This window comes from Streptomyces sp. NPDC049597 (assembly GCF_040675505.1).
In the GTDB taxonomy this organism is placed as follows: domain Bacteria; phylum Actinomycetota; class Actinomycetes; order Streptomycetales; family Streptomycetaceae; genus Streptomyces.
On sequence record NZ_JBFAOY010000047.1, the window covers coordinates 25212 to 38428 of the forward strand.

Annotated in this window: 13 protein-coding genes and 1 pseudogene; 11 read left to right on the top strand and 3 right to left on the bottom strand. The window is 71.2% G+C overall.

Going from position 1 to position 13217, the window contains the following annotated elements:
- The first annotated feature begins 27 nt into the window (after positions 1-27).
- Positions 28-315 (top strand): type II toxin-antitoxin system Phd/YefM family antitoxin, encoded by a 288-nt coding sequence (locus tag AB0K02_RS31505; RefSeq protein ID WP_365996026.1) that lies wholly within the window; start codon positions 28-30, stop codon positions 313-315.
- Between the two features lie 490 nt (positions 316-805).
- On the opposite strand, the gene AB0K02_RS31510 is transcribed toward AB0K02_RS31505, so the two are convergent.
- Positions 806-1762 carry an ABC transporter permease gene (locus AB0K02_RS31510; RefSeq protein ID WP_365996027.1) on the bottom strand — a complete coding sequence of 319 codons (957 nt, stop codon included), beginning with the start codon at positions 1760-1762 and terminating at the stop codon, positions 806-808.
- A gap of 104 nt (positions 1763-1866) precedes the next feature.
- Between AB0K02_RS31510 and AB0K02_RS31515 the strand changes: the two genes are divergently transcribed.
- The 8 genes from AB0K02_RS31515 to AB0K02_RS31550 all read left to right on the top strand — a co-directional run bounded on the left by AB0K02_RS31515 (position 1867) and on the right by AB0K02_RS31550 (position 8920).
- Positions 1867-2487: a helix-turn-helix domain-containing protein gene (locus AB0K02_RS31515; RefSeq protein WP_365996028.1), complete on the top strand. Its 621-nt coding sequence runs from the start codon at positions 1867-1869 to the stop codon at positions 2485-2487.
- Between the two features lie 125 nt (positions 2488-2612).
- The gene (locus AB0K02_RS31520; protein WP_365996029.1) at positions 2613-2915 is read left to right on the top strand and encodes an urease subunit gamma; all 303 of its coding nucleotides are present in this window, start codon (positions 2613-2615) and stop codon (positions 2913-2915) included.
- Positions 2916-2927: 12 nt separating this feature from the next.
- The gene (locus tag AB0K02_RS31525) at positions 2928-3239 is read left to right on the top strand and encodes an urease subunit beta (RefSeq protein WP_365996031.1); all 312 of its coding nucleotides are present in this window, start codon (positions 2928-2930) and stop codon (positions 3237-3239) included.
- Complete coding sequence (locus AB0K02_RS31530) at positions 3232-4953, top strand: urease subunit alpha (protein ID WP_365996032.1); 1722 nt, start codon at positions 3232-3234, stop codon at positions 4951-4953. Before AB0K02_RS31525 ends, AB0K02_RS31530 begins: the two co-directional genes overlap by 8 nt.
- Positions 4954-5089: 136 nt before the next feature.
- On the top strand, positions 5090-5752 hold the full coding sequence (locus AB0K02_RS31535; protein WP_365996033.1) for an urease accessory UreF family protein: 663 nt from the start codon (positions 5090-5092) through the stop codon (positions 5750-5752).
- Between the two features lie 24 nt (positions 5753-5776).
- The gene (gene ureG / locus AB0K02_RS31540) at positions 5777-6460 is read left to right on the top strand and encodes an urease accessory protein UreG (protein ID WP_365996034.1); all 684 of its coding nucleotides are present in this window, start codon (positions 5777-5779) and stop codon (positions 6458-6460) included.
- Between the two features lie 9 nt (positions 6461-6469).
- On the top strand, positions 6470-7219 hold the full coding sequence (locus AB0K02_RS31545) for an urease accessory protein UreD (RefSeq protein WP_365996035.1): 750 nt from the start codon (positions 6470-6472) through the stop codon (positions 7217-7219).
- A 123-nt stretch (positions 7220-7342) separates the two neighbouring features.
- The gene (locus AB0K02_RS31550; RefSeq protein WP_365996036.1) at positions 7343-8920 is read left to right on the top strand and encodes an alpha/beta hydrolase; all 1578 of its coding nucleotides are present in this window, start codon (positions 7343-7345) and stop codon (positions 8918-8920) included.
- Positions 8921-8985: 65 nt separating this feature from the next.
- Here the strand turns inward: AB0K02_RS31550 and AB0K02_RS31555 are convergent, their stop codons facing one another.
- Both AB0K02_RS31555 and AB0K02_RS31560 read right to left on the bottom strand, forming a co-directional pair.
- Positions 8986-9714, bottom strand: a complete 729-nt coding sequence (locus AB0K02_RS31555; RefSeq protein WP_365996037.1) for a lysophospholipid acyltransferase family protein — start codon at positions 9712-9714, stop codon at positions 8986-8988.
- 242 nt (positions 9715-9956) lie between these two features.
- Positions 9957-10658 carry a serine hydrolase gene (locus AB0K02_RS31560; protein WP_365996038.1) on the bottom strand — a complete coding sequence of 234 codons (702 nt, stop codon included), beginning with the start codon at positions 10656-10658 and terminating at the stop codon, positions 9957-9959.
- A gap of 614 nt (positions 10659-11272) precedes the next feature.
- Here AB0K02_RS31560 and AB0K02_RS31565 point away from each other — a divergent pair.
- Both AB0K02_RS31565 and AB0K02_RS31570 read left to right on the top strand, forming a co-directional pair.
- Positions 11273-12217 carry a nucleoside hydrolase gene (locus AB0K02_RS31565; RefSeq protein WP_365996039.1) on the top strand — a complete coding sequence of 315 codons (945 nt, stop codon included), beginning with the start codon at positions 11273-11275 and terminating at the stop codon, positions 12215-12217.
- 261 nt (positions 12218-12478) lie between these two features.
- Positions 12479-13217, top strand: a pseudogene (locus tag AB0K02_RS31570) (DNA primase); the annotation flags it as partial.

Genomic DNA, 13217 nt, shown 5'->3' on the forward strand with positions numbered 1-13217 from the left:
GACGTACAGGCCGTTATGATGGGGAGCATGGCCTACGAGATTCCGGTGACGCAAGCCCGCGCAGAGCTCGCCGATCTGATCAACCGCGTCGTCTACGGCGGGGAGCGCGTCGTGGTGACCCGTCACGGGAAGCCGCTCGTGGCGCTGGTCTCCGCGGCTGACCTGGAGCGACTGGAGAGCGAACGGGAAGCGGCGGAGGAACAGGTGATCCGCTCCGTCTCGTCGCTCGGCTCCTCGTCGTCCGCCGCGGGCGAACGCGGCCGCTTCGGCCTGACGGCCGAGCACCACCGCCCGGGCGACGACCGCCGCGCCTGAGCGCCCGGTCGAGGGCGCCGCCTGCCCTCGGGCCGATGCGTCCGTGCCGGGGCGGAGGCCCTGGCGGCCGGCGGCGTGCGGTGGCGTGCGGTGCCGTGCTGGCGTGTTCCCGCGCGGCGGGCGGGGCTGGTGTCGTCCGGGGCCTGGGCGGGGAACGCGGAAGCCGGGTGCGGGGCGCCCTGCCCGCGCCGCCACGGGGGCGGTCGGTTCACCGGTGCGCTGCAGGGCGCGTGTGTCGCCGCCCGGCCGCCGTGTCGCGGTGTGCCCCTTCGGCTCGAGCTCGGGTGCCCGGGCGGGCGATGCCGCTGAGCGAGGGGGCCTGTCCCCTCGGGGTTCCGGGGCGAGGCCCTCCCGCCGGGCGTGCCGGCGCGTCGGGCGGGTCGGCGCCGGGCGGCGTCCTCGCAGGTGCATCCGCGTGAGCCGCACGACGAGGCCGCGTGCCTCCCGTCCGCTGCGGCGGGGGCACCCGGCCGGTTCAGGGAGCGGGACGTCAGGCCGCAGGGGCCGGGACGCGGCGGAGGCGGGTGGCCGCGACGACCGCGAGCAGACCCAGGCCCGCCCACAGCGACAGCGTGAGCAGGGCGGATCCGATCCCGTTCCCGTCGAAGTACGCCACCGAGCGCAGCAGCCACGTCCCCGCGCCCGGCGGCAGCCACTGTCCGATCACGCCCGCCGGGTCCGGAAGCAGTTCGGGCGCACTCGCCGCACCCGAGAACGGGTTGCCGATCAGGACCATCAGCAGCGCGCCGACACCGGTGCCCGGCGTCCCCAGCAGCGCCCCGAGCCCGGCGACGGACGCGCCGGCGGCGAGGGCCGTGAGGCCCAGTGCCCCCGCCTCGGCCCACCAGTTGCCGTCCAGCACGCCCAGCCAGCTGTGCGCGATCCCGGCCGCCGTCACGCCGACCAGCAGCGCCGCGCCCGTCAGCGCGGCGGCGCCGCGCAGCCCGCGCAGACCGAGCACGGTGACCAGGGCACCGGCCGCGACCCCGGCCAGCGAGAGGGGGAGCGCGCTCGCCGCGAGGGCGCTCCCTCGCCGGTCGCCGGAGGGCAGCGGGGCCACGTCCGTCACCTGGACCCGCGCGCCGTGCGGCGCGGACGCGGTCACGGCCTCCTTGAGCATCTGCGCCACGGCAGGGCTTGCCGCGGGTGCGGTCAGAAGAGTCGCTCCCTCGGGGGACGCGACGACCGCTCCGTATACGACCCGGTCCTCGACGGCGGCCCGGGCGGCCGTCCCGTCCGCGTACCGGTGCACCTCGAACGCGCCCGCGCGCTGCTCGAAGCCCCGCTCGATTCCCGCCGCCGCGGCGGCGGGACCGGCGACTCCGACGGGGACGTCGCGGGGGGCGGTCCGGGCCGCGGGCCAGGCGAAGGCCCACAGGGCCAGGGCGACCACGACGGGGACCAGGAACGTCACCGCGCTCGCGCGGCGTGCGGGTGTGGCGCGCATGGAGGACCTCCTAAAGAGAAGGATCGTTCGTTTTATCTTTGTCGCCACTGTCGCCCGGGGTCCGTCGCTTGTCAAGAAGGAACGTTCGTTTTAAGTTGGCGGTCATGGCACGCGTATCCCAGGAACACCTCGATGCCCGCCGCCGGCAGATCCTCGACGGCGCCGCCCGCTGCTTCGCCCGCAACGGCTTCCACGCGACGTCGATGCAGGACATCCTCCGCGAGGCGGGCCTCTCGGCAGGCGCGGTCTACCGCTACTTCCGCAGCAAGGAGGAGCTGATCGAGGCCATCGCCGACGAGGCGTTCGGCGGGATCCGGGCCGCCTTCGACCAGGCCGCGCGCACGACCCCGCCGCCCACGCCCGACGTGCTCCTCGGGCGGGTGCTGCGCAGGCTGCTGGTCGACGAGGTGCCCGGCGGCGACCCGCGGGCCTTCGCCCGGCTCGTCGTCCAGGTGTGGACGGAGACCCTGCGCAACGAGACACTGGCCGCCACGCTCGCCGAGGGTTACGGCGGCATGCGCCTGTCATGGGCCGAACTCGTGGCCGCCTACCGCGCGGCCGGCCAGATGAAGGACGACGTGGACGCCGACTACGTCGCCCGCACCCTCATCGCGACCGCCCAGGGCTTCATCGCCCAGCAGGCGCTCTTCGGCGATGTGCGCGTCGAGGTGCTGGAGGAGGGGCTGCGCGCCCTGATGTCCATGCGGGATCCGAGCATCAGTTAACGCGCCGGAAAAACTCGCGTCCTAACGTTCACCCCCTGGTCGTGAGAAGCCCGTGCCCAGGTCGACACCGCGTTGCCCGGGCCAGGACCACACGCCCCCGGGCCGGACGACAGTGAGGTGGACGCGTGCAACTCTCCCCGCACGAGCAGGAACGACTTCTCATCCACGTGGCCGCCGACGTGGCCGAGAAGCGCAGGGCGCGCGGGGTGAAGCTGAACCACCCCGAATCCGTCGCCCTCATCACCTCGCACATCCTCGAAGGCGCCCGTGACGGCCGCACCGTCGGCGAACTCATGGCAACGGGGCGCAAGGTGCTCACCCGCGCCGACGTCATGGAAGGCGTCCCCGAGATGATCCATGACGTCCAGGTCGAGGCCACCTTCCCGGACGGCACCAAGCTCGTCACCGTCCACGACCCGATCGTCTGAGGGGCGGGGCCGATGATTCCGGGAGAGATCCTCTTCGCCGAGGAGCCCGTCGTGCTCAACGAGGGCCGCGAGACCACCCGCCTCACCGTCGTCAACGCCGCCGACCGGCCCGTCCAGGTCGGCTCCCACTACCACTTCGCCGAGGCCAACCCGGGCCTGGAGTTCGACCGGGCGGCCGCCCGCGGCAAGCGGCTCGCGATCGCGGCCGGCACCGCCGTACGGTTCGAGCCCGGCATTCCCGTCGACGTCGAACTCGTCCCGCTGGCCGGCCGCCGCATCGTCGCCGGACTGCGCGGGGAGACCGGAGGGCACCTCGATGGCTGAGCTGAACCGCGCCGTGTACGCGGATCTCTTCGGGCCCACCACGGGCGACCGCATCCGCCTCGCCGACACCGATCTGCTGGTCGAGATCGAGGACGACCGCTCCGGCGGCCCGGGCCGGGCGGGCGACGAGGCCGTGTTCGGCGGCGGCAAGGTGATCCGGGAGTCGATGGGCCAGTCCCGTGCGACACGGGCCGACGGAGCCCCCGACACCGTCGTCACCGGCGCCGTCGTCATCGACCACTGGGGTGTCGTCAAGGCCGACATCGGCATCCGGGACGGGCGCATCACCGGCATCGGCAAGGCCGGCAACCCCGACACGATGGACGGCGTCCACCCCGACCTCGTCATCGGACCCGAGACCGAGATCATCTCGGGCAACGGGAAGATCCTGACGGCCGGGGCGGTCGACGCCCATGTCCACTTCATCTCGCCGACCCTTGTCGACCAGGCGCTCGCCACCGGAGTGACGACCCTCGTCGGGGGCGGCACCGGACCGGCCGAGGGCACCAAGGCCACCACCATCACGCCCGGCTCCTGGCACCTCGCCCGGATGTTCGAGGCCCTGGACGCGTACCCGGTCAACATCGGCCTGCTCGGCAAGGGCAACACGATGTCGCGCGAGGCCATGCACGCGCAGCTGCGCGGCGGAGCGCTCGGGTTCAAGATCCACGAGGACTGGGGCGCCACCCCTGCCGTCATCGACGCCTGCCTGACCGTGTGCGACGAGACCGGTGCCCAACTGGCCGTCCACACGGACACGTTGAACGAGGCCGGGTTCGTCGGCGACACGCTCGCCGCCATCGCCGGCCGCACGATCCACGCGTACCACACCGAGGGCGCGGGCGGCGGCCACGCGCCCGACATCATCACCGTGGTGTCCGAGCCGCACGTGCTGCCGAGCTCCACCAACCCGACCAGGCCGCACACCGTCAACACCGTCGAGGAACACCTCGACATGCTGATGGTCTGCCACCACCTCAATCCGGCCGTGCCCGAGGACCTCGCCTTCGCCGAGTCCCGCATCCGGCCCTCCACGATCGCGGCCGAGGACGTCCTGCACGACCTCGGCGCCATCTCGATCGTCTCCTCCGACTCGCAGGCCATGGGCCGCATCGGCGAGGTGGTCCTGCGCACCTGGCAGACCGCGCACGTGATGAAGAAGCGGCGCGGCCCGCTGCCGGGCGACGGACGCGCCGACAACCACCGGGTCCGTCGCTACGTCGCCAAATACACGATCAACCCGGCGGTCGCGCAGGGGCTCTCCCACGAGATCGGCTCGGTCGAGACCGGGAAACTGGCGGACCTGGTGCTGTGGGAGCCGGCGTTCTTCGGCGTGAAGCCCCAACTCGTCCTCAAGGGCGGTCAGATCGCGTACGCGCAGATGGGCGACGCCAACGCCTCCATCCCCACGCCGCAGCCGGTCATGCCGCGGCCGATGTTCGGCGCGCTGGGGCGCGCGGCGGCGCACGGGTCGTTCAACTTCGTGGCCCGGGCCGCGATCGAGGACGACCTGCCGGAACGGCTGGGGCTGGCGAAGAAGTTCGTACCCATCACGAGCACGCGGCGGATCACGAAGGCGGACATGCGGGAGAACGACGCACTGCCGCGGGTCGAGGTGGACGCGGACACCTTCACGGTGACGATCGACGGCGAGCCGGTCGAGCCCGCGCCCGCCACGGAACTGCCCATGGCCCAGCGGTACTTCCTGTTCTGATGCGTCCACCCACGACACGTTCCGCGGCCCGGCCGGGCGACGGTGCCCCGTCGTGTGCCGCCTTCGACGGGCACCCGGCGCGGCCCTCACGCCCCCGGCACGGGACGGCCCGCGACGCGGCCACGGCGGGTGGCACATGAGCCGCGCCGCGCTGCTCGTACTGGCCGACGGGCGGTTTCCCGCCGGAGGGCACGCGCACTCCGGCGGAGCCGAGCCGGCCGTGCGCGAAGGACGGATCCGGGACGCCGCAGAGCTCGCGGACTTCTGCCGCGGGCGTCTGCACACCACCGGCCTCACCTCCGCCGCGCTCGCCGCCGCTGCCGCCCTCGGGCACGACCCCGCCGAACTCGACCGCGCCGCCGACGCGCGTACGCCCTCACCCGCCCTGCGGGGCGTCGCACGCAGGCTCGGGCGCCAGATGATGCGCGCCGCCCGTGCCGCCTGGCCGGGACCCGAACTCGACGCGCTGGCCGCCGCGTTCCCCCGCGGGACCCACCAGCCCATCGTGCTCGGCACCGCCGCCCGCGCAGCCGGCCTCGGACCGTACGACGCCGCCCACTGCGTCGTCTACGAGACCGTCAGCGGCCCGGCGACCGCCGCCGTACGGCTGCTCAGCCTCGACCCCTTCCAGGCCACGGCGGTGCTCGCCCGCCTCGCGCCCGAGATGGACGAGGTCGCCGCCCGGGCCGCCGGGGCCGCCCACGAAGGAGTGGGCGCGCTTCCCGCGGCGTCCGCCCCGCTGCTCGACATCACCGCCGAGCAGCACGCGACCTGGCCCGTACGCCTCTTCGCGTCCTAGACGCCCGCACCAAGGAGCCGACCCATGCATCTCGATCACCGCCATGACGAGGCCGGCGCGTCCGCCGCAAGCGCCGACGCCACGCGTCCCGACGGCAAGCGGCGGGCCCTGCGGATCGGGCTCGGCGGGCCGGTCGGCTCCGGCAAGACCGCCACCGTCGCCGCGCTGTGCACCGCCCTGCGCGACCAGTGGTCCATCGCGGTCGTCACCAACGACATCTACACGCGCGAGGACGCCGAGTTCCTGCTGCGCAACGCCGTGCTGCCGCCCGAACGCATCCAGGCCGTCGAGACGGGAGCCTGCCCGCACACCGCGATCCGCGACGACATCTCCGCCAACCTCGAAGCGGTCGAGGACCTGGAGGACAGCGTCGGCCCGCTCGACCTCGTCCTCGTCGAGTCCGGCGGCGACAACCTCACCGCCACCTTCTCCAAAGGGCTCGTCGACGCCCAGATCTTCGTGATCGACGTCGCCGGGGGCGACGACATCCCGCGCAAGGGCGGCCCCGGCGTCACCACCGCCGACCTGCTCGTCGTCAACAAGACCGACCTCGCGCCGTACGTCGGCTCCGACCTCGGGCGCATGGCCCGCGACGCCAAGGAGCAGCGCGGCGAACTGCCCGTCGTCCTCACCTCGTTGCGCGAGGCCGACGGCGTCCGTCCGGTCGCCGACTGGGTGCGGGCGCGGCTTGCCGCCTGGACCGCCTGAGCACGCCGGATGAGCATCGAGGCCAGAGCCCGCGTCGTCGCCGACCGTACCGGTCTGCCCGTCCTCGTCAGCGACGGGCCGCTCGCCCTGCGCCGTACCCGCGCCATCGGTCCGGGCAGCAAGGTGACCGTCGTCGGGGCGATGAGCGCGCCGCTCGGCGGTGACCGGCTCGCCATCGAGGCCGAGGTGTGCGAAGGGGCCCGGCTCACCGTGGACTCGGCCGCCGCGACCATCGCGCTGCCCGGACCCACCGGCGAACACGCCCTCTACGACGTGACCCTGAAGGCGGGGGAGAACTCCGTACTGCACTGGCTGCCCGAGCAGCTCGTCGCGGCCCGGGGCAGCATCCTGCACCAGCGCACCCGTGTCCACCTCGCGCCCGGCGCCCGGCTGGTGCTGCGGGAGGAGCAGATCCTCGGCCGCCATGGAGAGGAGCCGGGCACGCTCGTGACGCGCCTCACCGTCCACCGCTCCGGCAGCCTCCTGCTCGACACCGAGCTCGCCTGCGGTCCCGGGGCGCCCGGCGGCTGGGACGGCCCGGCCGTTCTCGCCGGACACCGGGCCGTCGGCCAACTCCTCGTCGTGGACCCGGCATACGCTGACAAGCCACCCGAACCGCTCGTGCTCGGCCCGACCGCCGTCCTCGTACCGCTGGACGGACCCGCCGTGCTGGTCACGGCCGTTGCCACCGACGCACGAGCCCTGCGGAAGCTGCTCGACGACGGTCTGGCCGTGGCGGCCCCCGACCTGCACCGCTGAGCGAATACCGTTCACCGGTTATGGGTTCGGTAAAGAACACCTGTACGGACTGTCCCCCGCTGCCCAGTTGGCGAAAGGATCCTCCGGAGTCTTACGACAACAGCAGCAGGGGGAGGTTTCCACGTGAGACGCACAGCAGTGCTCGGCTCGGCCGGCACTCTGATAGCGGGCACGCTCATCGCCGGTGCCGTCGCGGCGCCGGTGGCGAGCGCCGACAGCCGAGACCACGGCTGGTCGGAGGCCCGCGGCGTGCGGATCGCCGCGGAGCGGGCGGCGGAACGAGGCATCGACTGGGCGGACTGTCCCGAGGACTGGGGGCTCGCCAAGCCCATCCAGTGCGGATGGGTGACCGTTCCCCTCGACTACAGCCGGCCCGACGGCAGGCAGATCAAGCTCGCCGTCGACCGCATCGGCAACACCGGCACCAAGGACGAGCGCCAGGGCGCGCTCCTCTACAACCCGGGCGGCCCCGGCGGCTCGGGCATGCGCTTCCCGGCCCGCGTCACCGGCAAGAACCCGCTGTGGGCCAAGACCGCGAAGGCGTACGACTTCGTCGGCTTCGACCCGCGCGGAGTCGGTCACTCCACGCCCATCTCCTGCGTCGACCCGCAGGAGTTCGTCAAGGCGCCCAAGCTCGACCCGGTGCCCGACAGCGAGGCCGACAAGCTCGCCCAGCGCAAGCTCGCCGCCGAGTACGCGGACGGCTGCGCCGAGCGCAGCGGCTGGATGCTGCCGCACATGACCACGCCGAACACCGCGCGCGACCTTGACGTCATCCGAGCCGCACTCGGTGAGAAGAAGCTGAACTTCCTCGGCGTCTCCTACGGCACCTACCTCGGCGCGGTGTACGCGACCCTGTTCCCCGGCCACGTCCGCCGGATGGTCGTCGACAGCGTCGTCAACCCGTCCCGGGAGAAGATCTGGTACCAGGCCAACCTGGACCAGGACGTCGCGTTCCAGACGCGCTGGGACGACTGGAAAGCGTGGGTCGCGAAGAACGACGCCGCCTTCCACATCGGCGACACCCCCGAGAAGGTCGAGGCCCAGTGGCTGAAGCTGCGGGCCGCCGCGAAGGAGAACCCGATCGGCGGCGTCGTCGGCCCGGCCGAACTCATCGGCTTCTTCCAGAGCGCCCCCTACTACGACTCCGCCTGGGTACCGGTGGCCCGGACCTGGAGCAAGTACCTCGCCGGTGACACCCAGGCACTGGTCGACGCCGCCGCGCCCGACCTGTCGGACACCGCGGGCAACATCAGCTCCGAGAACGGCAACGCGGTCTACACCGCCGTGGAGTGCGCGGACGCCAAGTGGCCCACCAGCTGGAAGAAGTGGGACCGCGACAACACCCGGCTCCACCGGGACCACCCGTTCATGACGTGGGCCAACGCCTGGATGAACCTGCCGTGCGCGACCTGGTCCACCAAGCAGCAGACCCCCGTCGAGGTGCGCACCCGCAAGGGCCTGCCGCCCGTGCTCATCGTGCAGGCCACCCGTGACGCCGCGACCCCGTTCGAAGGCGCCGTCGAACTGCACGAGCGCCTGAGGGGCTCGCGCCTGATCGTCGAGAAGGACGCCGGATCCCACGGTGTGACCGGCCTGGTCAACCCGTGCGTCAACAGCAGGGTCGACGCGTACCTGCTCAGCGGCGAGCTGGACAGCAGCGACGTGACCTGCGAGCCGCACGCCACACCGAAGCCGTAAGGACACGGACGAACGGGAGGGGCGGCCGGACACCGGCCGCCCCTCCCGCCGTGCAGGGCCCGGACCTAGCGCTTGCGCCGCGCCGGGAACCGCTTCGGCCGCTGCTGCTGATCCAGCTCCTGCTGCTCCGCCTTGACCTCGGCCGCGTACCTGTCCACGTACTCCTGGCCGGACAGTTCGAGGATGGCGTACATGATCTCGTCCGTGACCGCCCGGATCGCCGCCTTCTCGCCCTCCATGCCCGCGTACCGCGAGAAGTCCAGCGGCTCGCCGAACCGGACCGTGACCCGCTTGATCTTCGGGAGCACCTGACCCGGCGGCTGGATCTCGAAGGTGCCCACCATCGCGCACGGCACCACCGGCACACCGGCCTTGAGCGCCATGACCGCGACACCCACCTTGCCCTTGTAGAGCCTGCCGTCGTGCGAACGGGTGCCCTCCGGGTAGATGCCCAGCAACTCGCCCTTGCTCAACACCCCAAGGCCCTCACGGATGGCCGCCCGCCCGGCCTCCTTGCCGGAGCGGTCCACCGGGATCTGGCCGGCGCTGCGGAAGAACGCGGCGGTCAGCCGGCCCTTGAGGCCCGGCCCGGTGAAGTACTCGGCCTTCGCCAGGAAGGTGATGCGCCGTTTGAGGATCGCCGGCATCAGGAAGTGGTCGGAGAACGACAGATGGTTCCCCGCGACGATCGCCGCACCCTCGGCGGGGATGTGCTCCAGTCCCTCGATCCTGGGGCGGAACAACAGCCGCAGCAGCGGCCCCAGAAGGACGTACTTGAGCACGTAGTAGAACACGGTGGCTCTCTCCCATCTCGGCGCGTCCGCGGCGATCGATCGTAGCCCGACCACGTCGGGCAGCTCACCGGCCGTGCGTCAGGAGCTCGTGGCGAGCCCGCGCACGGGCATGTCGCGTACCACCCCTTCTTGTCCGGTGCCTGTCGGCATGTCCGACGAAGGGCGGGAACCCCTTCAGGAAATGCTCTTCCACTGGCCCCGAATTGGCCAGGGGCGTGAAGGGAAGGATGAGGCCGAGCCGCTCACCGGCCGGGGTACAGGTTCCGGTGGACGGCCTTCGCCAGGCCCTCGATCGTGTCCATGCCGTAGGCCCACCCCGCATCCGGATGGGCGGCCTCGGGGACCCGGTTGTTCTCGGTGAGGACCACCAGGCCGTAGTCGTAGGCCCGTCCGGTGAGCGCGCTCATGCTGTTGACCTTCCAGTCCCCCCGGTCCCAGGGGTCCTTCAGGTTCGCGTCGGAACGCTGAAGCCATCCGTTCTTGACCTGGACGGCGGCGTCCGCGGGCGCCCCGGCGGGCGCTCCCCAGCGCTGGTCCTCCTGCACGTCGTGCATCAGGCCGAGGATGTAGGCGCGCTCATCCTCGTCCAGGACCGCATCGTCCTCGCCGGTGAGCAGTTCGAGCAGGGTGGCCTGGTCCCGGGCGGTGACCTGCGTCAGGCCCATGAAACCGGCGTCGTCGATGATGGTGTTCGTCATTCCGGCGTCGTCCAGGAAATCCTGGATGTCGTCGGGGCCCACGATGTCCCACAACACATACGTCGATGCGTTGTCCGAATTCACAATCATCTTCCTGGCGAGATACTGCTCCTCTTCCGACAGTTTCCCGCCTTTGACGCGAAGCAGCGCGGCCAGGACGATCGGTTTGACAATGCTCGCCGAGTCGTAGTGTTCGTCGGCGCGGTACGTGCAGGAGGTGCGCGTGGTGCGGTCGTACAGCGCCATCGACACCCAGCTGGCGCGACTGGCCAGGGACCGGGTTATCTCCTTCGTCAGGGCCCGGGCGAGCCGGGGTCTGCTGGAAGCGCATTCGACGAGTTCGCCCTTGAACCGTTGTACGGCGGTTCCCGCGTTCCCCGTCCCGCCGGAGCCCGCGGGAGCGTGGGCCGCTGCCGAGGACGGAACGGAGGGAACACCCGATGCCGGACGCGAAGCGGAATTCGGAGCGGGGGACGAAACGCATACGGCGAAGACGAGGGCGGCCGCGACGGACATCGTTCCCGAGGTCACCTTCGACGTCGTCCCACTGAACATCGGTCCGCTGCCCTTTCCGTTGTCGGCCCGCCTCCTCGCACGGGGCAAGCGTCGATGCGGCGCCGTCCGGCACCCCGTGATTGCGACGCTACAAGTGGGAAATCCACCCGGCCCGTTCTGTCGGCCGATAGGCCTACGGGGCAGGTGAGTGATCGGAGGCGTGCGAGTCGCCACGAGAAGGACGACGCCCGGTGCCCGACAGGGCCGTGACGGACGAGCCGGTATGTCCCGACCGGGGAGCACGGGAAGCGCGGCACGTGAGGGGAGACTGAGGACGTCCACGCCCCCGCGAGCCGAGGAGAGCCGTGTCCGTCCCCCTCATCATCGACTGCGACCCCGGGCACGACGACGCCCTCGCCCTCATGCTCGCCGCGGCCGACCCGGCGGTCGACCTGCTCGCCGTCACCACCGTCGCCGGCAACCAGACCGTCGAGAAGACCACGCTGAACGCCCGCAGGGTCTTCACCGTCGCCGGTATCACCGGCGTCCCCCTCGCGGCCGGCTGCGCCGGACCCCTGATGCAGCCCCTGACGGTCGCGGACGACGTGCACGGCACCTCCGGACTCGACGGCCCGCAGTTCCCCGCCCCGGCCGTGGACGTCGTCCCCGAGCACGCCGTGGAGCTGATGCACCGTGTCCTGACCGGACATCCGGAACCGGTCACCCTGGTGCCCACCGGGCCCCTGACGAATGTGGCGCTGCTGCTCACCCGGTACCCGGACGCCGCCGCGCACATCCGCGAGATCGTGTTCATGGGAGGCTCCACCGAGCGGGGCAACAGGACGCCCGCGGCCGAGTTCAACGTCCACGTGGACCCCGAGGCCGCCCACATCGTCCTCACCAGCGGTGTGCCGGTCACGATGTGCGGGCTGAACGTGACCCACCAGGCCCTCGCCACCCCGGCCGTACTGGCCCGCCTGGAGGCCCTGGGCACCGAACTCGCCGGCATCTGCGTCGAGTTGCTGACCTATTTCGCGTCCACGTACCGGCGGCTGTGGGGCTTTTCCGCGCCGCCGGTGCACGACCCCGTGGCCGTGGCCCGCGTCATCGACCCATCGACGGTGCGTTGTGTGGACGCGCATGTGGCCGTCGAGCTGTGCGGGCGGTACACCCGGGGAGCGACCGTGGTGGACCTGCACGGCTACACCGGCCGGCCGGTGAACGCGCAGGTGGCGGTCAATCTGGACGCCGACAGATTCTGGGACCGCGTGATCGCCGCGGTGGACGCGCTGGGGCGGCGCGCGACGTGAGAGAAAACCGCGGGGGAAGCGGCCGGGACGCCGGCATTTCCGCCGTGACGACGAGCCAAACCTGCCCTCGGCGTGGCGTGCAGTCCCCCGGGTGAATATCGCGCCGAGGGTCACTCATCGGGCCCATGGCGTCGCCCGGATGCCGGGCTCTCCAGTGGTGGCCGACCGTGAATGGGCTGACGGTGAATCATGTCGCCACTGCGATGAGACGAGCCGACGACGTGTCGGCCCTCGCAGTCGCGGCGAAAGGAAAGGCTCACCATGCGCTCTGCCCGCATCCTGCTCGCCTCGGCCGTTGCGACGGCGGCCCTCGCGATCTCCGGTCCGGCCTACGCCGTGATCACCGCCGACGACTGGGATGACTCCTCTTCGAGCAGCGAGAAGAAGGACGACTACTCGTCGGACAGTGACAAGAAGGACGAGTACTCCGACAAGAAGGACGACCACTCGGACAAGAAGGACGACTACTCGTCCGACAAGAAGTGGGACAAGAAGGACTGGGACAAGAAGGACTACGACAAGAAGGACTACGACAAGAAGGACGACGACAAGGAGTACGACAAGCCGAAGGGCGGTGTCCACACCGGTGGTGGGGCCCTGGCGCGTGTGGCTGCCGACGAGGACGAGGACAAGGACGACTACTCGTCGGACAGTGACAAGAAGGACGAGTACTCCGACAAGAAGGACGACCACTCGGACAAGAAGGACGACTACTCGTCCGACAAGAAGTGGGACAAGAAGGACTACGACAAGGACCACGACAAGAAGGACTACGACAAGAAGGACTACGACAAGAAGGACTACGACAAGAAGGACTACGACAAGCCGCACGGTGGTGTGCACACCGGTGGTGGGGCGCTGGCACGTGTGCTTGCCGACGAGGACAAGGACGACTACTCCTCGGACAGTGACAAGAAGGACGAGTACTCCGACAAGAAGGACGACCACTCGGACAAGAAGGACGACTACTCGTCCGACAAGAAGTGGGACAAGAAGGACT